The following is a 25,484-nucleotide window of genomic DNA, read 5'->3' as shown; positions in this document are numbered from 1 at the left end:
CAGCTGATTGCACATGCTTGTCTTTTTTAACGATTAGAGTTATTATGGATTTTCAAAGTCGTTAATGGAGGTGCTGAATGAAATATTCCCAAGCGACAGACTATGCGCTTCATGCAATGCTTTATCTGGTGACGGCGGCGTCCGATAAGCCTGTAGGTGTTCAATTACTTGCTGAGAAGCTGGGTGTTTCGCAAACCTATCTGTCCAAAATGATGACCAAGCTAGTCAAGGCTGGATTGATTCAATCTGCACCCGGAGCAAACGGTGGGTATCGTCTCAGACGGAAGTCCGAAGAGATCTCTTTTCTGGATATTATCCATGCGATCGAAGGGACTGCATCTTTGTTCGAATGTAGCCTGGATCACGGTAGCGAGTGCCTGATTCAACAGGTTGTGATTGACGCTGAAAGACAGATGGAGCAGTACTTGGAAAACAAGAAAATTGCAGATTTGGCGAAAACAATGAAGACGGAGTAAAGATCCGTTCTTTTTTGAATATAATTAAAGATAATATAAGTCCGTAATGACTTTAATATAAAGGAGAATGAAATATGACGGAATTCTGGGAATCAAGCTTTATAGAAAAACAAACGATGTGGGGATTTGAACCTACAGACTCTGCGATCGCCACTAAGGACTTTTTCCTTGAGAGGAATGTTAAAGACATATTGGTACCAGGGATTGGATATGGCAGGAATGCAAAGGTTTTTATAGAGAGTGGGATAAATGTAACGGGTATTGAGATTTCTCAAACAGCAATTGATTTGGCGAGGCAAAATGGAATTGATATTAGCATTTTTCATGGTTCAGTGAATGACATGCCGTATGATAATAACCTCTATGAAGGAATATTTTGCCATGGTCTTATTCATCTGTTGAATAAAAGTGAAAGAGAAAAGTTCATTAAGGATTGCTACAACCAGTTAAAGCCAGGTGGTTATATGATTTTTACAACAGTTTCGAAAAAAGCTCCTATGTTTGGAAAAGGTATTCTATTGGATAAAAATTACTACGAGACAGATTATGGCGTAAAAATATTTTTTTATGATGCTGAATCCATTACACAAGAGTTTGAAACCTATGGACTAGTTGAGTTCTCTGAAATTGATGAGCCGCACAAGGACATGATCAATAAACCGTCGATAAACTTTTTAATGGTAAAATGTAAGAAAGAACTATAGAAAAATTTCGACATATCGAAGATAATATATTTCAAAAGAAGGCAGGTGTTATGTTGATGAGCAATATTATTGATTATTACTCTAGCTTTGATGAGTGGGGCAGGCTGGATAGAGAACCCTTAGAGTTCATTATTAATCTCCATTATATCAAGAAATATATGCCATCAGCTGGGAAGGTGCTGGATAATGGCGCGGGACCCGGTAAATACGCGATCGAACTGGCTAAGCTCGGATATACAGTAACCCTTTCAGATATCACACCTAAATTAGTTGAAGTAGCAACGGAAAAGGCAGCTGAACTAGAATTAACTGAGCGATTTGACGGGTTTCATAACTTAAATGCTATTGATTTAGAAGGCATACCTAATGAGAATTATGATGTTTCATTGATGCTCGGTCCTTTGTATCATTTGCAGAAGGAAGAGGAACGAATTTTAGCAGTAAAAGAGTTGCACCGCGTGACCAAGCAAGATGGCTTAGTATTCGTGGCTTTTCAAAGTCGAATGAGAATGACCATTAATTCGTTACAATCCCCGCAGCAGTGGAAACCGAACGATAATATGAACACCATCAATGAATTCTATGAGAGAGGAATCTTTAATCATAGTGACAAGGGCCGATTTACAGGTGCATATTATTTTAACATTGATGAGATTCAGCCTTTTATGGAAAGGAATGGATTTAAGTCGATAGATTTAATTGGTTCATCAAGTATTGCAGCCATGTTATCTGCAGAGCAGCAACAGTATTGGACTCACCAAGAGGGGGAAGAGAGCTTGATTAACTTTCTCATATCCAAAGCAAATGATCCCTCAATCTTGGGCATCTCATCCCATTTGTTATACATCGGTAAAAGAAAATAAAATTAAGAGCGTCAGTTTCTTAACTGGCGCTCTTAATTTTATAAATGACAGACTACTTTACAGATGTAGTGTGTAGCGGTTCGTTTTACTCAACCCGCGGATCATTTCGATTTCCTCCGAAGACAGTGGAGCTGACTTAGCAGCCGTTACATTATTCTTCAGCTGCTCCATACTACTCGCTCCAGGGATAATAACTGCCACAGACGGATGACCTAGCGGATAATGAAGCGCCGTTTGTGTTAGGGGGCGAGAGTGACCCATTTCCTGCACAAGCTGATCATGCATCTTCAGAAGCTCCTCACTGCTGTAATCTAAGTACTTCTTCTCTGCTTTGCTGCGGCCGTTCTCCGAAAGGATGCCACCCGCCAAAGGACCCCGGGCAATAAGACTGATCCCATGCTCGGCCAGCAGAGGGAGGATTTCCTCCTCAGGACGTCGATCTAAAATGCTGTATTGGCTCATTACACTGACAATATTTGATTTTTTTACATATTCTCTAATGACATTAGGTCGAATAGAAGAGATCCCATAATATCGGATTAGCCCCTCTTGCTTAAGTTCTTCAAAGGCTTCAATAGTTTCATCTATCGGATCATCAATCGTTCCGCCATGCAGCTGATACAGATCGATATAATCCGTTTGGAGGCGTCTTAGGCTGTCTTTGACTGCGGATTTAATATAGGATTTTGATGGATCCCAGCTCCAGCCTTCTTGACCTGGAATTCTGCGGTTACCCACTTTTGTACTCAATATCACCTCACCGCGGCGGTGGCGAATCGCCTTACCAATGATCTCTTCATTACGACCCTCATCATACAGATCGGCTGTATCTAAAAAGTTAATGCCTTGATCGAGCGCTTCATGGACGATGGAAATGGCTTGTGCCTCATCCGTACCTAAGGACATGCATCCGAGTCCTACTTCACTTACATATAAATCGGACTGACCCAAACGATTTTTATTCATAGGTTGTTCCTTTCTAATTCCGTTGCTTGTTATATTATAACGCCTTAAAGCATCGAATTCGAATGTAAATGAATGATTTCCTTTGACATTATAACCTAGAAGCATTATCGTCATAGCATATGTTATTTACTAGATGATGATGGATAGGGAGAGACTTGAACATATGGAACAAGCAATGTTTGCAGGTGGTTGCTTTTGGTGCATGGTTACACCGTTCGAGGAGTTACCAGGTATCCAAGGGATTGTATCGGGATATGCTGGAGGATTAACTGAGAACCCAACTTACGAAGAAGTCAAAACAGGAACAACAGGACATTACGAGGTGGTACAAATTACGTTTGATCCATCGCTTTTTTCATACGAGAAGCTGCTTGAATTATATTGGCCTCAGATTGATCCCACGGATGATGGTGGACAATTTCAGGATAGAGGAACACAATACCGGACAGCCATCTTTTACTATAACGAAGAACAACGTTTAGCAGCCCTTGCCTCGAAGGAGCAGGTTGCTGTGAGTGGCAGATTCTCAGGACCCGTTGTGACGGAAATCCTTCCAGCGCCAACCTTTTATCGAGCGGAAGAATATCATCAGGACTATCATCACAAGAATCCCAAGCATTATAAAGAGGATCGTGAGCAATCCGGACGGGATTCCTTTATCGCTAAACACTGGTAATTGCAGAAACGGAATTCCTAAAGTAAAAGAGCATCCTAAGTCGTTTATGGCTTACAGGTGCTCTTTTTACATCATATACAAATTTTATATATTTTAAATTCTACATACTTTCTACACATTTAAAGACTAAACTACTCTAAATTAAGCGAGAAATTTAAAATGGAGGGTTTAGGATGAAAAAAATCATACCCATAGTTGCTGTAACATTGCTTCTAAGTTCAGTGTTAGCTGGCTGTCAATCGAGCAATAATGCCCCATCTGGATCAGATAAGCAAGCTTCTATATCTTCAGTGGATCAACCATGGATCGCAACAAAAAACACAACTCGTATAAACACTTCTGACCCTACTGAGGCAGCAGTTATCGTTTCACAAACCCTTTGGACTGCACAGACGAAGAACAACAGACCTTCAAGTGTAGTATTGACGGATGTAAGCAATTGGCAGATTGCCGCGGTTAGTGCGGATTTGATCCATCATCCGAATAATGGCCCTATTCTTTTTACAACTAAAGAGGGTGTCCCTGAGGCAACGTTAGCAGAGCTTAAGCGGTTGAATCCTTTAGGCGCAGAAGGTAATAATGGTGTACAAGTAGTGCTCGTCGGACCCATGGCTTCCAATGTCGAAGAACAATTAAAGACACTGGATCTGAAAGTAGACCGAATTGAAGGGGACGAGCCGGCAGCTGTAGCACAAGCTATTGATACTTATTATGCAAAAGCTTCCGGTGATCTTCCAAAGGCAGTCATTGTAGGTTCTATGGATAGTCCTGAGTACACACTGCCTGCGGTGAATTGGATCGCCCATATGCCAGAGCCGCTTCTCTATGTAACAAAAGATGAAATTCCAGACCCTACGGTTGATGCTTTGAAAGAGCGTGGAGGTTCGGCTACGATTTATATCTTAGGACCTGAAAAAGTTGTATCTACAGCAGTAGAAAAGCAATTACAGGAATTCGGCACAGTAACCCGTATAGCTGGAAAAGACATTTATGAGAATGCCATTGCTTTTGCTACTTTTAAGGACGCCAGCAACGGTTTCGGCTGGGGCATAACGACACCTGGACATAACTTGTCTTTGTTGACTACCGATTCAACGATGCTGGCGATCGCCGCTGCACCTTTTTCGCATTTAGGGAAACATGCACCGCTTATCTTTACGGAAAAAGACGGGTTGCCAGATTCCGTGATGGAATATATGATGACCCTTCAACCTAAATTTCAAGATTCACCAGCAGAAGGCCCCTATAATCATGCTTGGTTAACTGGGGACATCAACGTAACAGAACTTTGATCTAATCCTGCTGGATGTGATGATGCCAGATATGGATGGCTGGCAGGTCTGTAAAGCCGTTAGAGAGGTAAGCTCTGTCCCCGTTCTAATGCTAACAGCTCGCTCAGAAACTAAGGACAAGGTTCGTGGCCTCGGAATAGGAGCGGATGACTATCTCACCAAACCGTTCGAGCCAGAGGAATTAGTGGCAAGAATTTATTCTTTGGTACGGCGTTCAATGCTTACATCGACCCAACAACCTCTGAAAAAAGTTCTGAGCTACCCTGAGCTAGCGATTTACCCGGATGCTCGTGAGGTACATATTCTGGATACAGCAGTTGAGTTTACACTCAAGGAATTTGATCTGCTAACGGCCTTGGCGCAAAATGCGCACCGTGTCTTTACGAGAGAAGAACTAGTGGAGCGTTTATGGGGTAATGATTATGAGGGTGAGAACCGTGTCATCGACACACATATTAAGAATATTCGCGAGAAATTACATAAGGCGGGTCTGTCTTATAATCCTGTTCAAACGGTATGGGGGTTAGGCTATAAATTTGAGATCCCAGGTAATCATCTATGAAGAATAATATGATCGGACTGAAGCTCGGGTCAGTTATTATGTCTGTTTTTTTAGTTGTTTTGTTTATTCTTGGGATAACGATAGACCGAATGTTTACCAGTTTTTATTACAACGAGATGCAAAAAGAAACTGAGGAGCTAACCTCGCATTTTATCGTAATGGCTGAATCACCGGATAGTTCAAATGAGCAGATGATGAGTACTTTTGCAGAGTTTTCGGACGTGAGTATATTTAATATTTCAAAAGACGGTAGTGTCATTCTGCATTCGGGTATTCATGACCGCGCAGATCGTTCATTCATAAATGCTTCGGATATTAGTCGGATATTTGCCGGAAAAAGTGTGAATTTTGAGTATACAGATCCTACTGGACACAGATATTTCATCACTGGGAAACCAATTTCAAATGGTCAAACCATCCAGTCTGCACTATATGTAATGTCCTCTACAGAGAATATGAAGCAATCCTTGGCTTCTATCCGTAATCTATTGTTGCTCGCAGGAATTGGGGCCTTTATATTGGCACTAGGGATCACGGGAATAATTAGTTTGTTGTTATCCAGGCCGCTGATCAAGATGCAGAAGGCGACTAGAAAAATTGCTGCCGGTGAATTGGAAACGAGACTTTCCATACGGAGTAACGATGAAATCGGATTTTTGGCAGGAGCTATTAACGACCTTGCTATAGATCTGCAAAGATATAGGGACACGCGTCAGGAATTTTTAGCCAACATTTCTCATGAACTACGAACACCCATCACTTATTTGAAGGGGTATACTAAGGTCGTAAAGGATGGGCTTTATGAGACCGAAGGGGAACGAGATCTGTATTTGGATATTATTCACGAGGAAGCGCATCGGCTTGAGCATCTGGTAGAAGATTTATTTGAACTGGCAAAGATGGAAGAAGGTAAAATCTCACTTACGCTGGACTGGATAGATCTTAAGCACATGGCAGAACAAGCGGTACGCAGAGTGGAATTGAAAGCCAAAGAAAAGGGACTTCAGCTGAAGATTATGTATCATGGAGTTTCGTATAGGGTTCGTGGAGATGAAAAGCGTATGGAACAGATTATGATGAATCTTCTGGAGAATGCGATCCGTTATACGGATGAAGGTGAGATTACCGTCCATGTAGATGAGGATGTCGACGGAGATACCGTTTTATTTATTGTAGAGGATACCGGAATAGGTATTCCTGAGGAAGAACTGCCCTATGTCTTTGAACGCTTCTACAGAGTTGAGAAATCACGATCCAGGCAATATGGTGGTACAGGTCTTGGACTATCCATTGTTAAAAAGCTTGTAGAATTACACGGCGGTAAGATTCGAATTACAAGTCAGCCTGGAGTTGGAACCCGATGCGAGGTACGGCTGCCTAGATTAACAAAATCCGAAAAGTAAGAGCCAAAAGAGACTTTGCGTATGTACGCGAAGTCTCTTTTTAATTGTTGTCAGCTAACGCTATTTTGCTGGCTCAAGCTCTTCAAGTGCCCACTCGCAAAATTGTATAGAGCTCTCCATATCGAGCACACGTTTCCGAATGAGTAAATAGCGTCCAAAAGTCGTTGCTTTTAATTCACGACTCTCACTTCGTTCATCACGTAAGACTTCGTTAGCTTTCAGCAAGACCTTGTATCGTTCTAGCTCACTTTTACAAAACTCCGCTCGTTTTTGTAGAAGTTCTTTTGCCTCCTCGGGTTTGGAGAGCCATAGACTATACAGCTTAAAATGTAGCTCGTCCCGTAGGACTGGAGGCTCAGCTGGAGTTTCCACCCAATTCCGCAATTGCTCAAGTCCTGCTTCCGTAATGGAGTATTCCTTTTTATCCGGCTTATCCGATTGCTCAATGAGCTGATATGAAATGTAACCTTGCTGCTCCATGCTCATAAGAAGAGGGTAGATTTGACTATGTCCTGCTCGCCATAAGGGTTTTATATTCTGTGTTAATTCATATCCAGACAACGAGTTAGCACTTAGTAAAGCAAGAAGTCCATAAGACAGTGTATTCATTACTATGAAGCCCTCCAGTTATTATAAATCCGTTTTCATTGTGATTTTTGGCGATATGTCATCATTGACATATTATCCATACGATTATAACATTATTTAAGTTGAATTATATATGTAAAAGTAGACATATAAAAAGATAAGGAGGGGTAGCGTGGACGTTAAACAAGAAAGTAAAATTCATTTTTGGCCTATTATGATTGCCATATTCTTCGGAAACTTCGTCTCTGTCTTAAGTACAACGACCATCAACATAGCTGTTCCTCTTTTAATGAATCATTTCCATTCGAACCTGAACACTATGCAATGGATGGTTACAGGTTTTATGCTAGCAACGGGAGTAACTGCACCACTTGCCGGATATCTGGGAGGCAGATTTAGCTATAAGCGACTGTATCTATTCGCTTTGATGGGATTCACCATGTTCTCCTTACTCTGTGCAGTAGCTTGGAATCCAACCTCTCTGATTGTATTTCGAATGCTTCAGGGCTCTTGCAGCGGGCTGATTATGGCTTGTACGATGACGATTATATTCCAAGTGATTCCAGCTGAACGCAGACCTTTCGCCGTGAGCCTATGGTCGCTATCCGCGATGGTAGCCCCAGCCATAGGTCCGACATTTAGCGGATGGTTACTTCAGTATGCTAGCTGGCACTGGTTATTTTTAATTAACATTCCCATTGGGATCATTGCTATTATTCTAACCGTAACGTTAATTCCATACTATCGAATGAATGTTCCGAAATCATTTGATATTCCTGGCTTCCTAACTGTTGTACTGGGCAGCTTATCTTTATTAACCGCATTTAGCCAAGGCAATAGCTGGGGATGGAGCTCATGGAAGACCCTATCCTTAATACTTGTGGGGATCGTACTTTTAGTTTTCTTCGTCTTGCACGAGCTGAAGGCGGAAGTACCACTGCTGAATCTGCGTGTCTTTCGAAATCGGCGCTTTACTGCCATGCTTAGTATCTATAGTTTGGTGACGATAGCAATGTATGCTGGAACTTACTTAACTCCATTGTTCTTACAAACGGTAGAAGGAGCAACAACACTTAAAACGGGGCTTATCTTATTGCCATCTTCGATTCTTCTGGCTTTACTTAGTCCAATCGTAGGTAAGATGTATCCAAAGTTTGGGCCTGTGAAGTTAATTTCTGCTGGTATTTTATTTATTTTCATCGGTTTATTCATGATGAGTCGGCTGCATACAAATGTTTCTTACAGCTTCATTATGTGGGCCATGGTTGTTCGGAATTTAGGTATTGGATTAGCTAACGTTCCGAGTAGCACAGCGTCTATGGAGGAAATTCCAGTCGAATGGTCAGGTCATGCCACATCGATCAACAACTGGGTTCGGAATGTGTTAAGCTCACTTGGGATTGCGGTGTTCACTTCTATTTTGTCCACAAGATCCATACTGCACTCTAAAGAATTGATCAGTTCAGGTGCAGGTAATGCAGATTCGATAAGATTATTATCGTTCACTATGGGTGTGAATGATGTATTCGTAGTCGGCTCTATCATCGTGTTGTTTGGATTACCACTTATGTTTTTATTGCGCAAGAAGCGTAGTGTAATTTCTGTTCAAAGTGCGGGATAACCTTCGCATCACATTAGAAAAGCAGACCAAGGACTTAGCCTTGATCTGCTTTTTTCATGTTTTTATATGTGAGAAGTATGTGGAAAGTATCTTGAAACGAAGGTATTATAAATACATCCATTAATATCAATTGAGGGGAGCAAGACAGCAGTGGGAAGAGGACTACAAAGTATTTTATTTGATTTGGATGGTACATTAACGGACCCTAAAGAAGGCATAACAAAAAGCGTAGAATACGCATTGAACAAATTTGATATACAGATCGAGCATTTGGATAAACTTCTTCCTTACATAGGCCCACCTCTTTATGATTCATTTATCGAGCTGCATCAGTTCTCAGAGGAACAAGCGCAACAAGCAGTTGTATTCTACCGTGAGCGTTACAGCACCGTTGGAATGCTTGAGAACATGGTGATTGAAGGTATATCGCAACTACTGGAAGACCTCAAGAATAAAGGATTTTCATTGTATGTAGCTACCTCCAAGCCTACTGTTTTTGCTGAACAAATTCTTAAGCATTATAAACTAGATCATTATTTTGAGCATATCGGTGGTAGTAATCTGGATGGCACCCGTTCTAAAAAGAAAGATGTGATACAGTACGTACTCGATCAGAATGCTATTCTTCCGGAGGAAGCTGTGATGATTGGGGACCGAGAGCATGATATTATTGGTGCTATAGGTTGTGGAGTAGAATCTATTGGTGTGACGTTTGGTTACGGACCTAAAGAAGAACTGGAGAATGCTGGGGCAGATCATATCGCTTATCGAGTAGAAGAAATTGCGGATATCATCCAACATATATCATTAAGAGAGCGGTGTGCGAAATGATCCAACCTCGTAATTCAATCTTGGAGGGCAATACAGTCAAGCTGGTTCCAATGGATGACAGCCATGTAGAAGGGCTAGCGAGAGTATTAAGAAATCCAAACATCTGGGAATTTACTTGGCGAAAAATAACGTCGGACGAGCAGGTACAGGATTTAATCACAACCGCATTCGCAAATCAAAACAATGAATCGCAAATTCCCTTCGTCATCATTGAAAAAGCTACTGGACAAATCGTCGGTACCACTCGAATCATGCATCCGGATTTGGTTCATCGCAATGCTGAAATCGGATGTACGTGGATCTCACCTGAATATTGGAGAACGAGTGTGAACACCGAGGCTAAGTCATTACTGCTTCATTATTGTTTTGAAGAGCTAAAGCTGATTCGTGTAGAATTTACAGTGGTGAAGACTAACTTGAGGTCGCAAAGAGCGGTAGAACGATTAGGGGCTGTAAAAGAAGGGGTTCTACGCCAGCATAGAATTAGATCTGATGGTTCGATTCATGATAATGTTGTCTTTAGTATTTTGGATAACGAATGGCCATCGGTAAAAGAGAATCTGCACTATTTATTAAATGAGAAGTACTCATAATTATATAAAAGAAGCCAAGAGTCCCTCTCTTATGGAGAAGGACTCTTGCTCTATAGATCAGCCACTTGGCTGTTTATGGTTATTGTTTAGGACTTACAAGAATTTTCACTTGATTTTTTTCCTTCAAAAGCGCCTCGAACCCATGTTCAATTACTTCGTTCAATTTGATTCTTTTAGTCACCAATTTGTCCGCAGGGAAGTAACCTTGTTCCATGAGACTAATTACTGCTGGGAATACATCACGGTATCCGATGATACCAGTTAAATTACGTTCTTTAAGTACGATGTTGTTTGGAGTAATGGTAGCATCTTTTTCAAAAATACTAACGATCATGATTTGACCACTTAATTTAGTGGAATTGATAGCTTGTGTTAGAACGGGAGGGACACCTGTGACTTCAAAAGCAACATCCACGCCGCCATCGGTACGTTTTTGAATTTCTTCAACCACATCATATTGTTTAGGATCGATTACAATACCACCAAGTTCCTCAGCTTTGCTCTTACGTTCTTCTGAGAGCTCAACAACATAAATTTCAGCTGCACCGGAAGCTTTCAAAGCTTCAATCACAAGCAAACCGATAGGGCCAGCGCCAAATACTACAGCTTTATCTCCGACCTTCAATTGACTGGAACGAACAGCATGCAGAGCAACTGCAGAAGGTTCTACTAGAGCGCCTTGCTCATAGGACAAGCTTTCAGGAATTTTGTGCACCATATGTTGGTCTGCTGCAACGTATTCTGAGAATCCACCGCCGCCTCCAGCCAAACCTAGGAAGCCCATTTTTTCACAAAGATTGTATTTGCCTTGTCGACAAGCTACACATTCACCACATGCAAAAACTGGTTCAACGACAACTCGATCACCAACATTAAACTTGCTAACGCCTTGACCTACTTCAACGATTTGTCCAGAGAATTCATGTCCCATTACGACTGGCGCTTTTTCACCAGTAAGGGGATGATCTGTACCTTGGGGAATAAAAATAGGACCGGCTACATATTCGTGAAGATCACTGCCACAAATCCCGCACCATTCTATTTTGATTTTCACTTTTCCTTCAAGTGCTGCTGGTTCTTCAATCGTTTCTAACCGTAGATCTTTGACGTTATGCCATCTTAATGCTTGCATATCATTCATCTCCTAGATTAATTAATTGATAATAAATAGTGTTTTTCTCCTGGAAAAGAGGAAACGTTTCCGACAACAAATATGTCACATAATTTTCATATTGTCAAATTTAAATACTAAAATATTAATATCGAAAATTAGTGAAAAAATTCACCTGAACTTAGCAATAGCAGGGGTATATAGACTGTGTCGTACTTGCTATAAGTGCTTTTATAAGTACATATATGTTATAATAAATACATTGGAAAAACGGCTTGAATGAGACGGATAGATTTAATAATAGCTATGATTACGGAAACGATTCCGAAAATGAGGGGACTATCAACTTGGCTAATAAAAACAAAGTAACCATAGAGGATGTAGCGAAACGAGCGGGAGTAGGTATTGCTACTGTTTCAAGAGCGATTAATAATTCGGAGGGAATTAGTTCCAAGACTAAGGCATTAGTACTGCAAGTGATTGAGGAGATGGGTTTTACACCTAATACCTCTGCACAAAGTCTGAAGATTCGCCAAACGAAGCAAATCGCTCTGGCCGTTCCCGACATTCGAAATGCCATTATTCCAGATATCGCCTGGTCCGTGGAGCAAGCAGCTAAACAGGACGGCTATCGAGTCATTCAGATTAATACTTCCGGAAATCCGCGGACAGAGCTCGAAACGATTCGTGAGATCAAGAAATTACATGTTGATGGACTCATTATCATGCCTCTTGCTTATCCCAAGACTATGGTAGAGCTAATTAATAAATCGAGTGTTCCTGTCTCGATCATTAACTACGGGAAACGCATTACAGAGAATGTGAAAGCGGATATCGTAAGCCTGTCACGTTTTGAGGGCCAGCTAATCATGGAACATCTAAGCAATATTGGCCGAACTAGAATTGCTTACGCAGGAGCTCAGAAGGATCTCATTGAAGATCGTTATCTTGCCTATCAGCAGGCGTTAAATCAAGTGGATATTTCTTTGGTTTATTTTGGAGAGGATTTCTCCTTGCAAACGGGGGTACAAGCTGCAGATTATTTCTATAGCCTGACCCATATGCCAGATGCAATATATGCTGTAAATGACATGGTTGCTATAGGGATTGTAAACCGATTTAAAGAGTTAGGCGTTCGTGTTCCTGAGGATGTGGCAGTGGTAGGGGTGGATAATAACGCATGGACAACCATTACAAGTCCGCAGATTAGTTCGGTCTCGATCATGGGCAATGAAGTCGCCCGATTGGCTACTCAGCTTCTGTTGCAACGCATTCAGGATAATATTACGGGCGACTACCAAAGAGTACAGCTTGATCCGCGTTTAATTGTGCGAGAGTCTAGTGTTTCGGTTAAGCGTAGTACGACAGGTTGAAAATCCTCTAAATCCTGTTAGACTTAATACTAAGTAAGTTGATGGGGGAATATGAAATGAGGAGATTATTATGGCTAATATATATAAAAGCGTAACAGATTTGATTGGTAATACACCGTTATTGGAAATTTCGAAATATAGTAAATCTCAGAACGTTGAAGCAAAAATCCTTGCCAAGTTAGAGTCTTTTAATCCTGGAGGTAGCGTCAAGGATCGTATAGGGTATGCGATGATCAAAGATGCTGAGGATAATGGCTTAATTCACAAAGATTCTGTAATTATTGAGCCAACAAGTGGCAATACCGGCATTGGCCTTGCAATGGCTGCTACTAGCCTTGGCTATCCGTTGATTATCGTACTTCCGGATACATTCAGTATTGAACGCCGTAAGGTGATGGCTGCACTTGGTGCTAAGCTTGTATTAACACCTGGAGCTGAAGGAATGAGCGGTGCTCTGAAAAAGGCAGAGGAATTGGCAGCGGAAATTCCACATGCATTCATTCCACAACAGTTCAGCAACCCAGCTAACCCTGAAATTCACAGAACGACAACTGCAGAGGAAATTTGGCGGGATACTGATGGAAATGTAGATATTTTTATTGCGGGTGTTGGTTCTGGAGGCACCATATCAGGGGTTGGGGAAGCTTTGAAGGCTAAGAACCCTTCGGTACAGATCGTAGCTATCGAACCGTTTGATTCACCGGTATTATCTGGTGGCCGGCCTAGTGCGCATGGAATTCAGGGGATTGGGGCTAACTTCATTCCGGAGATTTACAATAAAGAGGTTGTCGATGAGATTTTTCAGGTGAAGAATAAAGACGCATTTAATGTAGCGCGTGAAATTGCCAAGACCGAGGGGTTACTTGTAGGGATCTCGTCTGGTGCGGCGGTATACACAGCTACAGAAATTGCTAAACGTTCAGAAAATAAAGGGAAGACGATTGTGGTGATTTTGCCGGATACTGGTGAACGTTATTTAACAACTACTCTGTTTGATTTTAACGAATAGATTGGTTTGACCTAAGATAATACAGAAGAAGTGGCTAGAATTAACGAATTGAATCAAACCCATCGGATGGGTGCAAATCAGGAGTATTTTAATTTCTAGCACTGAGGTTAATACAAACAAGGAGGCTCAGCGGAATGCTGAGTCTTTTTGTGTATTTAGTAATTAAAGAGTGATCAATTCAGCCCCTTATTTTACCAATGGCTATGGTACAATATAGCATAAATCGTAGTAGCTCTAAAAAAGGAGTATGAAACGTGTGAATGTGTTCAAAAAAGTTAGAAATAATTATGTGATTTGGCATGCAAATCGTATTCAGTTACTGGATTTTCCTTCAAGTCCTGTCGTTAGAAAGAAAGTGGTTTTCTCAGGTAGAGTTCAAAACGTAGGATTCCGTTTGGAAATATATACGATTGCTGAAAGAATGAAATTAACGGGTAGGGTACAAAATTTAAACGACGGAAGTGTAGAGGTAGAAGTACAAGGAGAAGAGCAGCGAATCTCTTTTCTAGTCCATTGCATGAAATCATTGAAACGGGCATCTGTAAAGAAAGTAACTATGAGTGATCTGCCTCTTAATGAGAGTGAGAAAGATTTTACGATAGTGAAATAAGTACATATGGATTGGTAGAATTAAGAAGTGGATTGTCTTTTTTGGATTAGGAAGATAGAGGAGAAAGAATATGAATAGATTAATTGGGACTAAAGTTTCTCAGTTCATTCTTCGCTGTGTAATACACAGAATAGAATAAAATGGAACTATTGCTTAAGCCATGCGTAACCGATAAATAAAAGAGATTATGATAGAGCAGGAGGTACATATGAACTACAGAATTTTTAGAAAGATGCTTCTTACCACACTTGCCACCCTGATGTTAAGTGTTTTGCTTCTTCCGGTTTTAACTTCAGCCAAGACAGCTGTACCTAAGCATACTGGGTCATTTTATGTGAATGATTTTGCGAATGTGATCGACGAGAAAGCTGAGAATTACATGGTGAACTATGGAATTCGATTACATCAGGATACGGGTGCTCAAGTCGTAGTGGTGACAGTCGATTCTACAAATGGAGTTTCGATGGAAGAGTATGCAACTTCGCTATTCAATAGCTGGGGTGTAGGCTCTGCGGATAAGAATAACGGGCTTTTGCTACTGCTTTCTATAAAAGATGATGACTACTGGGCGGTACAAGGTAAGGGTATTGAGGACACGTTGCCTAACAGTAAGATTAAAGATATTCTCTCTCAATATCTTGAGCCGGATTTTGCAGCTAAAACTTATAGTAACGGTGCACGTAAAACTTATGGCGCTTTTATTCAAGCCATGGGTGGGACCTGGGTGGAAAATGTCAGCACCAAAAACTATGTATCCGATAATGCCGGTGTACTCAAAAAAGTAACAAAGGATTATTTGAACGAATCTAGCAACAGATATAAAACTACAACTGGCAGCGGAATTTATGTGGTTACTGTAAAGAACGCAGGAGATAAAACACTTCAGGATTATACCTACATGAAGTTTGCCTCCGTTGCTGCTGGCCCTAAGGATGTTATGCTCGTGCTAGACATAGGTGGAGACAACTATCATGTTCTTCAAGGGAAGGACATCGACAAGGTTCTAACTAATGATGCAATCAGCAATATTTTGGATACTGTACTTGAGCCCCAATTTGTGAAAAAAGATTACGGAACGGGAGCTACGGCAACTTCTAATGCTTTGTACAGCTTCTTATTGGCTAGAGCGGATCAATCCGTTGGAGCGACGGGAAACAGTGGAGGCACTACAGCCGCCAATTCTTTCTCAACAACCACTTCAGCAAAGGAGACCAGTGTTAGTGTAGGAAAAGGCCTTCTAATTTACTTATTGATATTTGCTCCGCTCATACTGTTCGGATATGGTCTTTCACGACGCAATAAATATATTGAAATGTACGGTTTGCCATTTAATCCGTATAGCCCAAGAAATATTCGTCGGTATGGGAATTGGTACGGTCAAGCGGATTACGGTTATGGTAGACGTTGGCACAGACGTTATAATAATCACCATCATAATCACCACCATCATCATAGAAACACACCATCCAATAACTCACAGTCAAGCTTCTGGGGAAACAGTGGTGGAGGCGGATCTACTAGAGGTGGCGGAGCAGGACGATATTCCTCAAGCAACGAGAATCGTGGGGGCGGAGGCTCGAGTAGTGGCGGAGGTGCAGGTAGACATTCTTCCAGCTCCTCCAGCTCTTCCAGCAGCAGCTACTCTAACAATGATAGTGGCTCTTCCGGTGGAGGAGGTTATTCCGGCGGTGGTGGCTCATCAGGTGGTGGGGGTAGCGCCAGCAGTGGTGGCGGAGCGGGTAGACACTAAAAAGGTTGAAGATGAGCAGGTTTCCGGGTTATCCGAAACCTGCTTCTTTTGTTTTAGGAGGTTACTTATTTGTTTTAGGTTGTTACTTAATAGTAACTTTTCATAAAATTTATCGTCTATGATAAAGTTAGACATTTATTTTCAAATTCCGTAATAGTCAGGGAGGAAAAAGAAGTGAGCACTTCATCATTACCTCAACGTTCCACCGTACGTAAAAAGAAGCCAACAAAAAAACGTAAGAAACGGAGTTTTTTCCGAACACTATCCAAAGTGTTTTTATTCTGCTTAATTTTGTTGATTGCTGGAGGCGGTTGGTTTTACTTTGCACCTTCGGCTAAAAATCTGCGCTATTCAATCGCTGATACACTGATTACAACACAGCACCGCTACATGGCTAAATATATTATTGGTGAGGACGGATTAAAGAACAGAGTGACTGAATATAGCGCCCAATTTGAAGAGATGGGGGTCGAAAAGGACACACATACCATCACTCCTGAACCTGAAGTAAAAGAGAAACCACTGGTCGAGATAGAAAATGTATCAGGTACTGGATATTCCGGATATGTCATGATCGTTAATGATCCTACTAAAGTTCGTTTGGGAATTCCGGATAAAGTAGGGTCAGGTGAGAAAGTAACTAGTATGGTGAAGCGCACAGGTGCTATCGCTGGAGTTAACGGTGGTGGATTCGCTGACCCCAACTGGAAAGGTAACGGATTTAAACCTATCGGTATTGTGATATCACAAGGTAAGTTATATTACAACGGTCTCGGTGGCAAGAAATCCACGCAAATCGTAGGTCTTGATAAACAAGGGAAGATGGTTGCTGGAAATTATTCTTTAGACGAGATTAGTAAAATGGGTGTTCAGGAGGCAGTGACTTTTAGCCCTCGTTTAATCGTCAATGGAAAAGGATTGATTAAGAACGCGGCTGAAGGTTGGGGAATTGCACCAAGAACAGCGATGGGCCAGCGAGCTGACGGAGCGATTATATTTGTTGTTATTGATGGAAGACAACCTACTTATAGTATTGGTGCAAATCTATACGATGTGCAGCAAATCCTTCTTAAGCATGGAGCAGTGATTGCTGCCAATTTGGATGGGGGTTCTTCTACCGTACTGGTAAAAGACAACGAGATTATGAACAAGCCATCTTCTCAATATGGGGAACGATATTTACCTACGGCTTTTCTTGTGTTTGAGCACCCTGAGCAAGTCGATATGCCGAATATTTGGAAGGGACTTGACCCCTCCAAAATTGATGCTGCTAAGAAGCGTACACGCTAAAGCACTCTTAATACGTAAATAAGATAAGGATTATCTTGGATAGCCATATGAAAATATGCTACGATATCACCTAGCATGAAACAGAATACAGAACTAACAGGTCTGGAACAGGGGGAATAGGAGTGACGTTGCAACAACTCCGCTACGCTATCGAAATTGCAAATAGTGGCTCCATGAATGAGGCGGCAAAGAAGCTCTTTGTTTCTCAACCGAGCCTGTCCAATGCCATTAAAGAGTTAGAAAGTGAACTGGGGATTACGATTTTTGAGCGGACCAACCGTGGAATCAGTATTTCCGTTGAGGGAATGGAATTCCTGGGTTATGCCCGCCAAATTATTGAACAGACAGAGCTTATGGAGAATCGTTATACGGGGAAAAAGCGTAGTCCGATCTATTTTTCCATCTCTACGCAGCACTACGCCTTTGTGGTTGACGCCTTTGTAAATCTCATGAAGCACAATGACGTCTCAGAATACAACTTTAGCTTGAGAGAGACGCAAACCTACGAGATTATCGAAGATGTACGTACCTTGCGTAGTGATTTAGGAATTCTTTATATTAACGAGAGTAACTATAAGCATATGAATAAACTGTTTAGTGAAGGCAATCTGAAATTCACACCACTTTTTAATACCGATCCGCATCTTTATGTTCGAACCGGACACCCGCTGGCTCATAAGGACGTCATTACACAGGATGATATTGTGCCGTTCCCTTATATCACTTTTGAACAGGGTGAGAACAATTCACTGCACTTCTCAGAGGAAATGTTAAGCTTTTCACAAATTGAGAAGAATATTAAGGTGAATGACCGAGCGACACTGACCAATTTATTAATGGGTACGGATTGCTATACGGTAGGCACAGGAATTCTGGCGTCTGATCTAAATGGTGATGGACTGAAGACGATTCCTTTTGAGAGCAATGAAGTATTTACGGTTGGCTGGATAGCGCATAAAGATCGCAGACCGAGTGTAATGGCATCTAAGTATATCGAGATTTTGAATGACCTGGTTTCAGGAAGTTATTTTGATCTAAATCATTTTTTACTATAGCAGTAGGAGGATCGGTATGATTAGACCCGTAATTGGCACCCAGAGAAATGCTCCACCCTTTCGCTACGATATCGTTGGCAGCTTCTTACGAACGGATGAGATAAAAACAGCCCGCCTCCAATATGACAATGGTGAAATCACGGGCAGTCAGCTTCATGAAATTGAGAATATTGAAATCGCCAAACTACTGGAACTGCAAAAAGAAGTGGGTTTATTGGCGGTCACAGACGGGGAATTTCGCCGTTCCTGGTGGCATCTCGATTTCTTTGTAGGGATTAAAGGAACTGAGAAGATTAACTTAAATCAAGGAAGAGCGGAAGCGGTTCAGCGCGCGGAATCTTTTCGAATCGTGGACCGGATTGCCTTTATAGATCATCCAATGATCGACCAATTTATCGCTTTGAAACAAATGGCCGGAGACCGAATTCCGAAAATGACGATCCCTTCACCTGCTTTATTTCACTTTGTGGAGGACTTTAACGGGAATGAAGTTTACCCGGATCAAGAAACCCTATTCCAAGATATTATTGCTGTTTACCGAACTGCAATCCAAGCATTCTATGATGCAGGCTGCCGTTACCTCCAGTTAGACGATACAACTTGGGGAACGCTGTGTAGTGGTAGACATCGGGCGCATTTACGAAGCAGAGGTACAGATCCAGATCAGTTGGCTAAGGATTATGTTAGGCTGATTAACGAGAGCATTGCCAATCGTCCAGGTGATATGACGATCGCGCTTCACGTATGCCGAGGTAATTTCCGTTCCACATGGTTCGCAGCTGGTGGTTATGAGCCTGTGGCCGAAGAACTTTTTTCGAATACTAAAGTGGATGCTTTTTTCTTGGAGTATGATAATGAGCGGGCGGGCGATTTTGAGCCCTTACGATTTATTAAAGATCAATTTGTGGTATTGGGACTAGTTACTACGAAACATGGTGGTCTTGAGAGCAAAGAGCAGCTCAAAGCGCGTATTGAAGAAGCGGCACAATATGTAGATATTGAGAAGCTTTGCTTAAGTCCTCAATGTGGGTTTGCTTCCACCGAGGAAGGAAATATCCTAACCGAAGAAGAGCAGTGGGATAAAATGCGCCTCGTAATTGAAACAGCCCAAGAGGTTTGGGTATAAATAAAATAAGTTTTTAGAAGGCTCCTGTTTGATTTAGGGGCCTTTTTTATGCGTGTATTGTAACAGCTTAGAGGATTAACCTACCAGCGCACTTTACTAGAGCTATTAATCAAGGGTATAATAAGTAACAATTGTTTTTAATTCATGTTGAAAGAGAGCGGGAACAATATGGGTCGTAAGTGGAATAATATTAAGGAAAAGAAAGCCTCCAAAGACGCCAACACAAGTCGCGTCTATGCAAAGTTTGGTGTTGAGATTTATGTAGCAGCCAAGAAAGGTGAACCCGATCCAGAAGCAAACCGGGCCTTGAAGGTTGTATTAGAACGTGCAAAAACTTACAATGTACCAAAAGCCATTATTGACCGCGCAATGGATAAAGCCAAAGGCAGCGGTGATGAGAATTATGAAGAGCTTCGTTACGAAGGATTTGGACCTAACGGTTCGATGATCATCGTCGATGCACTTACGAATAACGTTAACCGTACAGCGCCTTTGATCCGTTCTACATTCAGTAAGAATGGCGGGAATATGGGTGTCAGCGGATCTGTAGCCTACATGTTTGACTCAACGGCTGTTATCGGTGTAGAAGGTAAAACTGCCGATGAAGTGATTGAGATGATGTTCGATGCAGAACTTGATGTACGTGATGTTCTAGAAGAGGATGAAGCGGTTATCGTGTACGCTGAACCTGATCAGTTCCATGCTGTACAAGAAGTGTTCAGGAATGCAGGAATCACTGAGTTTACGGTTGCTGAGCTGAACATGCTTCCACAGAACTATGTAACACTTCCTGAAGATGCACAAGCTCAATTCGAAAAATTGATTGATGCCTTAGAAGATTTAGAAGATGTTCAACAAGTGTATCATAACGTAGATTCTGAGGACTAAGAATAACATATAACAAGGCGATGGAGTTCGCCACAACCGTCTCTTCAGACTAATGACTCCTACCAGAGTGAGCTTCACTGGTAGGAGTCTGTTTTGTTGCTAGAGACTAATTTATACTGACTTTGGGAGTTGCTGTTATGAATCAATGGTCTGCACGATGGCATGAATTCGTGAAGAAAAGAAGTCATTTTGCACTTTGGAGTACATTTATCAAATGGATTGTACTCGGAAGTGTGGTTGGACTCTTATCGGGAACTGCCTCGGCTTTCTTTCTGAAAAGCTTAGACTATGTAACAGATGTACGTTTAGAGCATCCATGGCTACTTTATTTGCTGCCTCTTGGGGGAGTATTTGTTAGTTTCTTATATATGCGTTACGGAAAAAACAGCGCTAAAGGAAATAACCTTATTATAGAACAAATTCAGGATGGTACAGAGACCATTCCATTACGCATGGCACCCTTAGTATTGTTAGGAACACTGGTCACTCACTTGTTTGGTGGATCTGCCGGACGGGAGGGAACAGCTGTACAAATGGGAGGAAGCCTCGCGGAGTGGTTTGGGAAATTAATCAAAATCAGCCCGTTAGATCGCAAAATACTGTTAATGTGCGGGATTAGCGGTGGCTTCGGTTCTATTTTCGGAACACCGCTGGCTGGAACCTTATTTGGTCTAGAGGTAGTAACCATTGGACTTATTAGCCAACAGGCATTACTTCCATGTTTTGTGGCTAGCTTTGTTGGTGATCTGGTCACCACTCGATTGTGGGGCGTTCATCATACTCACTATGTCGTGAATGAATTTCCAACCTTAAGTTTAATGATTATTCTAAAAGTGGTATTGGCCTCTGTAATTTTTGGTCTCGTGAGTATGCTTTTCAGTGAACTGACTCATTTACTAAAAAGAATCTTCACCGCCATGATAAGCAATCCTATGATAAAAGGTGCAGTGGGTGGTTTGATTATCATAGCGTTAGTATTCCTTGTAGGGTCCCGTGATTACTTAGGCCTCGGAATTCCATTAATCAAGGATTCTTTTGAGGGAGATGTCTCTCCTTTCGCTTTTTTATGGAAGCTGATCTTTACCGCCTTTACCTTAGGAACAGGATTTCAGGGTGGTGAGGTTACTCCGCTATTTGCGATTGGAGCCACATTAGGTAATGCTTTGGCTGGAATTTTACATGTATATGGACCGTTTCTGGCAGCTCTCGGATTCATTGCTGTCTTCTGTGGAGCTACCAGTACGCCTATCGCTTGCTTTTTAATGGGGATTGAGCTGTTCGGGTCAGAGGGGGCTGTATACATGTTCATCGCTTGTGTAGTGAGTTATTTATTCTCCGGACATAGTAGTATTTATACTTCACAGCTTATTGGTGTATCGAAGAGCCAGTTCATTTCAATTCCTCAAGGGACTAGAATAAGTAATGTTAAACGACCTCGCAAAAAATAACAACATTTCCCGTTCTAAGTTGACAAGTAACGGCATGCGTTTTAAACTGTTACCAAACGAGGGGATGGTTTAACATGATTCATGTAGAAACTGTAAAGTTATATACCAGAGGCTGCTCCGAACAATCGGATACAAACGATGAAACGTTGTCCGGAGCTTAATCGAAAAGCGAATCGCTTTTTATATCATCGAAAGATAGCTAGGTCATTTTAGTGTGATTATTCATGCTTATTTGATTGCGCCATCTTCCGATGTTAATGATTAAGAGGCTGTAGACAATTTTCGTCTACAGCCTTTTGTGTTATATTGCTCAGTTTCTACACTGACATTTATATGTTTGTGCCGTTCATTCGTGTACTGACAAGCAGAAGGCTTGCACCTAAGGGTGCAGTGTCTTCTGCTTTTTTTGCGTTCTTAATTAATTTTAGAAAAGAGGAATAGGAAATGAGTTTACTTGAGGTTTCTAATTTATCACATGCTTTTGGCGATAAGGTTCTATACAAGAATGTTTCTATGGAATTATACAAGGGTGAGCATGTCGGTGTGGTTGGCCAGAATGGAACGGGGAAAAGTACGTTTATTAGCATTTTGACAGGCGAAGTGATCCCGGATGTTGGAATGATAAAGTGGCAGCCCAATATTACAATCGGTCATCTCGATCAATATGCTGTCATGGATGGAAACCGTACGGTTCATAATTATTTAAGACAGGCTTTCTCAGAATTATATGAACTAGAACGAAAAATAAATGAGCTCTATGAAGAGTGCGCTGTAACTGGCAACGAAACGTTATTACAAAAGGCAGCAGACTACCAGGAACGATTAGAAGCGCTAGACTATTATTCAATGGAGAGCAACATCAGTAAGATGGTTACCGGCCTAGGAATCAACGCGATTGGAATCGACCGTCCCATCGAGCAGTTAAGCGGGGGGCAACGGACGAAAGTCATTCTGGCCAAGCTTTTACTTGAACAACCTGATGTGTTATTACTCGATGAACCAACCAATTATCTGGATAAGGAACATGTTAACTGGCTCGCTGAGTATCTGATTGCATTCAATCAAGCGTTCATTGTAGTGTCTCACAACTATGCCTTTCTCGATAAAATATCCACTAGTATTTGCGATATTGAGGGCGAAACGATTAAAAAATACCACGGGAAATACTCGGATTTTGTGAAGCAGAAGGAACATTTACGAGAGAGTCATATCCGGCAATATCATGCACAGCAGAAAAAAATCGAAACCACTGAGCAATTCATTCGAAAAAACGGTGCAGGTGTTAATTCCAAAATTGCCCGTGGTCGCCAAAAACAGCTGGATAGAATGGAACGAATCGCTGCTCCGACATTTGTCTCCAAAGCGTCTATTCGCTTTAAGGAGCTTCCGTGCATGTCACAAGTAGTCCTTAAAGTGGATCACTTAGTCGTAGGTTACGATAAGCCTTTGTTGCCTAAATTGAAGTTCTCCATTCGCGGTGGACAAAAGCTCGTGATTACGGGGTTCAACGGAATCGGGAAATCAACATTGCTAAAGACATTGGTTGGAGAGATCCAAGGGATTACCGGCAGGTTTCAGTTCGCAGAACAAGTTAAAGTGGGTTATTTCGAGCAAGATTTAACTTGGGAAGACGATACAATGACACCTATTCAGGTGATTTCAGCTTATAATCCCAAACTGACAGTAAAGGAAATACGTCGCTATCTAGCGCAGTGTGTTGTTAAAGATAACCTTGTAACACAGTCAATACGTACACTCAGCGGCGGGGAGCAATCTAAAGTTAAGCTGTGCCTATTACTGCTTTCAGAATATAACTTTCTAATTATGGATGAGCCGACCAATCACTTAGATGCTGAAACGAAAGATGCTTTACAGAAAGCTCTAATCCAATTTAGTGGAACTGTGATACTTGTTTCTCATGAAGAACAATTTTATAAGGGATGGGTTGATCGTGTGCTCAACATAGGAGATGAAACCAGCAATAAAGGAGTTAAGTACTAATGCAAACCATGAATGACCATTGGAAAAGAAAAATAACCCTATTTCTAACGGCTCAAACCATATCTTTATTTGGATCTTCGCTTGTTCAATATGCGATTATTTGGTATATCACTCTAACAACTACCTCAGGGGTGATGATGACGATATCAACCGTCTGTGGATTTCTCCCGCAGATGGCCATCTCGCTGTTTGCTGGGGTATGGATCGACCGTTATAGTCGTAAAAAAATGATCATGCTAGCAGACGGTATGATTGCGATCGCTACACTTATTCTCGCTTTGATGTTTTTGTTGGGTTATCACAATATTTGGTTGCTATATTTAATTTTGCTGATCCGAGCAGCAGGTACGGGCATACAGGTTCCTGCTGTGAACGCACTTATACCTCAAATTGTTCCAAAAGATCAGCTTATGAAGGTAAACGGAGTAAACAGCAGTATTTCATCCTTGATGATGTTTCTGGCTCCAGCTGCAGGTGGTGTGATCCTGTCGATTAGTACCATTGAAACTGCCTTTTTTATCGATGTGATCACTGCAATCATAGGGATCGGTATGATGTGTATAATCGTTATTCCAGCTCACGCTAAAGTGGAGGATGGTCAGAAATCGAATGTACAAGACATTAAGGAAGGATTTAAGTATCTAAAGGATCATGCTTTTATTAAGCAATTACTAATCTATTTATTTGTCGTAATGATACTGATTAGTCCAGCCGCCTTCTTAACCCCTCTAATGGTGAGTCGATCCTTTGGTCCAGAAGTATGGAGATTGACCGCAAGTGAGATGACTTTTAGTGCTGGGGCGTTAGTTGGGGGGACTCTGATCGCATCTTGGGGCGGCTTTAAGTCTCGTATGCATACCAACATTCTAGCATGTGTTCTCTACGGTTTGCTGATGGTTGGACTTGGCGTCGCTCCTATGTTTGCAATGTACCTATTGTTTAACTTGTTGATTGGTATAACGATGCCTTGCTTTAACGCTCCTTTGACAGTGTTGTTGCAGCAGAATGTGGATCCGGATATGCAAGGTAGGATATTTAGTCTTGTTCAAGTAACGAATTCATGTGCTTTGCCACTCGGGATGGTGCTGTTTGGTCCGCTAGCTGATAGTATCCAAGTGGAGACAATTCTTTTACTCGCTGGTATTACAGTGATTATGTGCGCCTTGTATGCAATGATTAAACTTCTTGCCTTAGCAAAGGACTACGATTAACATGAAGTTATTCCAAAAAAATACAATCATAGTCCAA

General features: G+C 41.5%; 24 protein-coding genes and 1 riboswitch. Of the genes, 21 read left to right on the top strand and 3 right to left on the bottom strand.

Features of this window, described 5'->3' with window-relative positions; all coding sequences use genetic code 11:
- The first annotated feature begins 77 nt into the window (after positions 1–77).
- From ACFWMP_RS00885 to ACFWMP_RS00875, 3 genes are all read left to right on the top strand, one after another.
- A complete protein-coding gene (locus ACFWMP_RS00885) occupies positions 78–476 on the top strand; it encodes an RrF2 family transcriptional regulator (RefSeq protein WP_042127470.1) in 399 nt (132 codons plus the stop codon).
- Positions 477–550: 74 nt separating this feature from the next.
- On the top strand, positions 551–1,180 hold the full coding sequence (locus tag ACFWMP_RS00880; protein WP_339271078.1) for a class I SAM-dependent methyltransferase: 630 nt from the start codon (positions 551–553) through the stop codon (positions 1,178–1,180).
- A gap of 56 nt (positions 1,181–1,236) precedes the next feature.
- A complete protein-coding gene (locus ACFWMP_RS00875) occupies positions 1,237–2,043 on the top strand; it encodes a class I SAM-dependent methyltransferase (RefSeq protein WP_379421694.1) in 807 nt (268 codons plus the stop codon).
- A gap of 57 nt (positions 2,044–2,100) precedes the next feature.
- Here ACFWMP_RS00875 and ACFWMP_RS00870 read toward each other — a convergent pair whose 3' ends face one another.
- Positions 2,101–3,009: an aldo/keto reductase gene (locus ACFWMP_RS00870; protein WP_379421693.1), complete on the bottom strand. Its 909-nt coding sequence runs from the start codon at positions 3,007–3,009 to the stop codon at positions 2,101–2,103.
- 163 nt (positions 3,010–3,172) lie between these two features.
- On the opposite strand from ACFWMP_RS00870, the gene msrA reads away from it, so the two are divergent.
- The 4 genes from msrA to ACFWMP_RS00850 all read left to right on the top strand — a co-directional run bounded on the left by msrA (position 3,173) and on the right by ACFWMP_RS00850 (position 6,942).
- Positions 3,173–3,685 carry a peptide-methionine (S)-S-oxide reductase MsrA gene (gene msrA / locus ACFWMP_RS00865; RefSeq protein WP_341125287.1) on the top strand — a complete coding sequence of 171 codons (513 nt, stop codon included), beginning with the start codon at positions 3,173–3,175 and terminating at the stop codon, positions 3,683–3,685.
- A 173-nt stretch (positions 3,686–3,858) separates the two neighbouring features.
- Positions 3,859–4,977, top strand: coding sequence for a cell wall-binding repeat-containing protein (locus tag ACFWMP_RS00860; RefSeq protein WP_379421692.1), 1,119 nt, complete (start codon positions 3,859–3,861; stop codon positions 4,975–4,977).
- Between the two features lie 19 nt (positions 4,978–4,996).
- Positions 4,997–5,539 carry a response regulator transcription factor gene (locus ACFWMP_RS00855; protein ID WP_379421691.1) on the top strand — a complete coding sequence of 181 codons (543 nt, stop codon included), beginning with the start codon at positions 4,997–4,999 and terminating at the stop codon, positions 5,537–5,539.
- The gene (locus ACFWMP_RS00850; protein WP_339247916.1) at positions 5,536–6,942 is read left to right on the top strand and encodes a sensor histidine kinase; all 1,407 of its coding nucleotides are present in this window, start codon (positions 5,536–5,538) and stop codon (positions 6,940–6,942) included. Before ACFWMP_RS00855 ends, ACFWMP_RS00850 begins: the two co-directional genes overlap by 4 nt.
- A 60-nt stretch (positions 6,943–7,002) precedes the next feature.
- Here the strand turns inward: ACFWMP_RS00850 and ACFWMP_RS00845 are convergent, their stop codons facing one another.
- Complete coding sequence (locus tag ACFWMP_RS00845; protein ID WP_076285812.1) at positions 7,003–7,551, bottom strand: PadR family transcriptional regulator; 549 nt, start codon at positions 7,549–7,551, stop codon at positions 7,003–7,005.
- Between the two features lie 151 nt (positions 7,552–7,702).
- Here ACFWMP_RS00845 and ACFWMP_RS00840 point away from each other — a divergent pair, with 151 nt between their 5' ends.
- From ACFWMP_RS00840 to ACFWMP_RS00830, 3 genes are all read left to right on the top strand, one after another.
- Entirely contained in the window at positions 7,703–9,151 is a 1,449-nt protein-coding gene (locus ACFWMP_RS00840) for an MDR family MFS transporter (RefSeq protein WP_256721729.1), read from the top strand.
- Between the two features lie 150 nt (positions 9,152–9,301).
- Positions 9,302–9,982, top strand: coding sequence for an HAD family hydrolase (locus ACFWMP_RS00835; RefSeq protein ID WP_076285811.1), 681 nt, complete (start codon positions 9,302–9,304; stop codon positions 9,980–9,982).
- A gap of 20 nt (positions 9,983–10,002) precedes the next feature.
- Positions 10,003–10,575, top strand: a complete 573-nt coding sequence (locus tag ACFWMP_RS00830) for a GNAT family N-acetyltransferase (RefSeq protein ID WP_379421690.1) — start codon at positions 10,003–10,005, stop codon at positions 10,573–10,575.
- 79 nt (positions 10,576–10,654) lie between these two features.
- Here ACFWMP_RS00830 and ACFWMP_RS00825 read toward each other — a convergent pair whose 3' ends face one another.
- Positions 10,655–11,707 carry a 2,3-butanediol dehydrogenase gene (locus ACFWMP_RS00825; RefSeq protein ID WP_379421689.1) on the bottom strand — a complete coding sequence of 351 codons (1,053 nt, stop codon included), beginning with the start codon at positions 11,705–11,707 and terminating at the stop codon, positions 10,655–10,657.
- A gap of 326 nt (positions 11,708–12,033) precedes the next feature.
- Between ACFWMP_RS00825 and ACFWMP_RS00820 the strand changes: the two genes are divergently transcribed.
- The 11 genes from ACFWMP_RS00820 (at position 12,034) to ACFWMP_RS00770 (ending at position 25,447) form a co-directional block, all read left to right on the top strand.
- Entirely contained in the window at positions 12,034–13,059 is a 1,026-nt protein-coding gene (locus tag ACFWMP_RS00820) for a LacI family DNA-binding transcriptional regulator (RefSeq protein WP_042193856.1), read from the top strand.
- A 70-nt stretch (positions 13,060–13,129) separates the two neighbouring features.
- The gene (gene cysK, locus ACFWMP_RS00815) at positions 13,130–14,068 is read left to right on the top strand and encodes a cysteine synthase A (protein ID WP_379421688.1); all 939 of its coding nucleotides are present in this window, start codon (positions 13,130–13,132) and stop codon (positions 14,066–14,068) included.
- Positions 14,069–14,324: 256 nt separating this feature from the next.
- Positions 14,325–14,678: an acylphosphatase gene (locus ACFWMP_RS00810; protein ID WP_149644596.1), complete on the top strand. Its 354-nt coding sequence runs from the start codon at positions 14,325–14,327 to the stop codon at positions 14,676–14,678.
- 208 nt (positions 14,679–14,886) lie between these two features.
- Positions 14,887–16,428: a TPM domain-containing protein gene (locus tag ACFWMP_RS00805; protein WP_379421687.1), complete on the top strand. Its 1,542-nt coding sequence runs from the start codon at positions 14,887–14,889 to the stop codon at positions 16,426–16,428.
- Positions 16,429–16,602: 174 nt separating this feature from the next.
- Positions 16,603–17,718: a phosphodiester glycosidase family protein gene (locus ACFWMP_RS00800; protein WP_340969287.1), complete on the top strand. Its 1,116-nt coding sequence runs from the start codon at positions 16,603–16,605 to the stop codon at positions 17,716–17,718.
- Between the two features lie 122 nt (positions 17,719–17,840).
- The gene (locus tag ACFWMP_RS00795) at positions 17,841–18,773 is read left to right on the top strand and encodes a LysR family transcriptional regulator (RefSeq protein WP_379421686.1); all 933 of its coding nucleotides are present in this window, start codon (positions 17,841–17,843) and stop codon (positions 18,771–18,773) included.
- 16 nt (positions 18,774–18,789) lie between these two features.
- Positions 18,790–19,899: a 5-methyltetrahydropteroyltriglutamate--homocysteine S-methyltransferase gene (locus tag ACFWMP_RS00790; protein WP_379421685.1), complete on the top strand. Its 1,110-nt coding sequence runs from the start codon at positions 18,790–18,792 to the stop codon at positions 19,897–19,899.
- Positions 19,900–20,067: 168 nt separating this feature from the next.
- Positions 20,068–20,787 (top strand): YebC/PmpR family DNA-binding transcriptional regulator, encoded by a 720-nt coding sequence (locus tag ACFWMP_RS00785; protein ID WP_042187963.1) that lies wholly within the window; start codon positions 20,068–20,070, stop codon positions 20,785–20,787.
- Positions 20,788–20,794: 7 nt separating this feature from the next.
- Positions 20,795–20,856, top strand: a riboswitch (Fluoride riboswitch).
- A 68-nt stretch (positions 20,857–20,924) separates the two neighbouring features.
- Positions 20,925–22,235 (top strand): voltage-gated chloride channel family protein, encoded by a 1,311-nt coding sequence (locus ACFWMP_RS00780; RefSeq protein WP_042187964.1) that lies wholly within the window; start codon positions 20,925–20,927, stop codon positions 22,233–22,235.
- A 444-nt stretch (positions 22,236–22,679) separates the two neighbouring features.
- Positions 22,680–24,236, top strand: coding sequence for an ABC-F family ATP-binding cassette domain-containing protein (locus ACFWMP_RS00775; protein WP_042187966.1), 1,557 nt, complete (start codon positions 22,680–22,682; stop codon positions 24,234–24,236).
- Positions 24,237–24,244: 8 nt separating this feature from the next.
- A complete protein-coding gene (locus ACFWMP_RS00770) occupies positions 24,245–25,447 on the top strand; it encodes an MFS transporter (protein ID WP_379423459.1) in 1,203 nt (400 codons plus the stop codon).
- The last annotated feature ends 37 nt before the right edge of the window (positions 25,448–25,484 follow it).

Origin of the sequence: Paenibacillus sp. NPDC058367 (genome assembly GCF_042723305.1) — a bacterium.
Taxonomy (GTDB): domain Bacteria; phylum Bacillota; class Bacilli; order Paenibacillales; family Paenibacillaceae; genus Paenibacillus_AQ.
Note: the sequence above shows the minus strand (reverse complement) of the source record. Positions and strands in the feature narration are given on the sequence as shown.

What these genes read in the sequence shown, in the direction of transcription:
- ACFWMP_RS00845 (WP_076285812.1), bottom strand. Translation starts at nt 7,551, where the DNA reads ATGAATACACTGTCTTATGGACTTCTTGCTTTACTAAGTGCTAACTCG.
- ACFWMP_RS00880 (WP_339271078.1), top strand. Translation starts at nt 551, where the DNA reads ATGACGGAATTCTGGGAATCAAGCTTTATAGAAAAACAAACGATGTGG.
- ACFWMP_RS00855 (WP_379421691.1), top strand. Translation starts at nt 4,997, where the DNA reads ATGATGCCAGATATGGATGGCTGGCAGGTCTGTAAAGCCGTTAGAGAG.
- ACFWMP_RS00805 (WP_379421687.1), top strand. Translation starts at nt 14,887, where the DNA reads ATGAACTACAGAATTTTTAGAAAGATGCTTCTTACCACACTTGCCACC.
- ACFWMP_RS00825 (WP_379421689.1), bottom strand. Translation starts at nt 11,707, where the DNA reads ATGCAAGCATTAAGATGGCATAACGTCAAAGATCTACGGTTAGAAACG.
- ACFWMP_RS00790 (WP_379421685.1), top strand. Translation starts at nt 18,790, where the DNA reads ATGATTAGACCCGTAATTGGCACCCAGAGAAATGCTCCACCCTTTCGC.
- ACFWMP_RS00850 (WP_339247916.1), top strand. Translation starts at nt 5,536, where the DNA reads ATGAAGAATAATATGATCGGACTGAAGCTCGGGTCAGTTATTATGTCT.
- ACFWMP_RS00885 (WP_042127470.1), top strand. Translation starts at nt 78, where the DNA reads ATGAAATATTCCCAAGCGACAGACTATGCGCTTCATGCAATGCTTTAT.
- ACFWMP_RS00860 (WP_379421692.1), top strand. Translation starts at nt 3,859, where the DNA reads ATGAAAAAAATCATACCCATAGTTGCTGTAACATTGCTTCTAAGTTCA.
- ACFWMP_RS00870 (WP_379421693.1), bottom strand. Translation starts at nt 3,009, where the DNA reads ATGAATAAAAATCGTTTGGGTCAGTCCGATTTATATGTAAGTGAAGTA.
- ACFWMP_RS00775 (WP_042187966.1), top strand. Translation starts at nt 22,680, where the DNA reads ATGAGTTTACTTGAGGTTTCTAATTTATCACATGCTTTTGGCGATAAG.
- ACFWMP_RS00785 (WP_042187963.1), top strand. Translation starts at nt 20,068, where the DNA reads ATGGGTCGTAAGTGGAATAATATTAAGGAAAAGAAAGCCTCCAAAGAC.
- ACFWMP_RS00875 (WP_379421694.1), top strand. Translation starts at nt 1,237, where the DNA reads ATGAGCAATATTATTGATTATTACTCTAGCTTTGATGAGTGGGGCAGG.
- msrA (WP_341125287.1), top strand. Translation starts at nt 3,173, where the DNA reads ATGGAACAAGCAATGTTTGCAGGTGGTTGCTTTTGGTGCATGGTTACA.
- cysK (WP_379421688.1), top strand. Translation starts at nt 13,130, where the DNA reads ATGGCTAATATATATAAAAGCGTAACAGATTTGATTGGTAATACACCG.
- ACFWMP_RS00770 (WP_379423459.1), top strand. Translation starts at nt 24,245, where the DNA reads ATGAATGACCATTGGAAAAGAAAAATAACCCTATTTCTAACGGCTCAA.
- ACFWMP_RS00780 (WP_042187964.1), top strand. Translation starts at nt 20,925, where the DNA reads ATGAATCAATGGTCTGCACGATGGCATGAATTCGTGAAGAAAAGAAGT.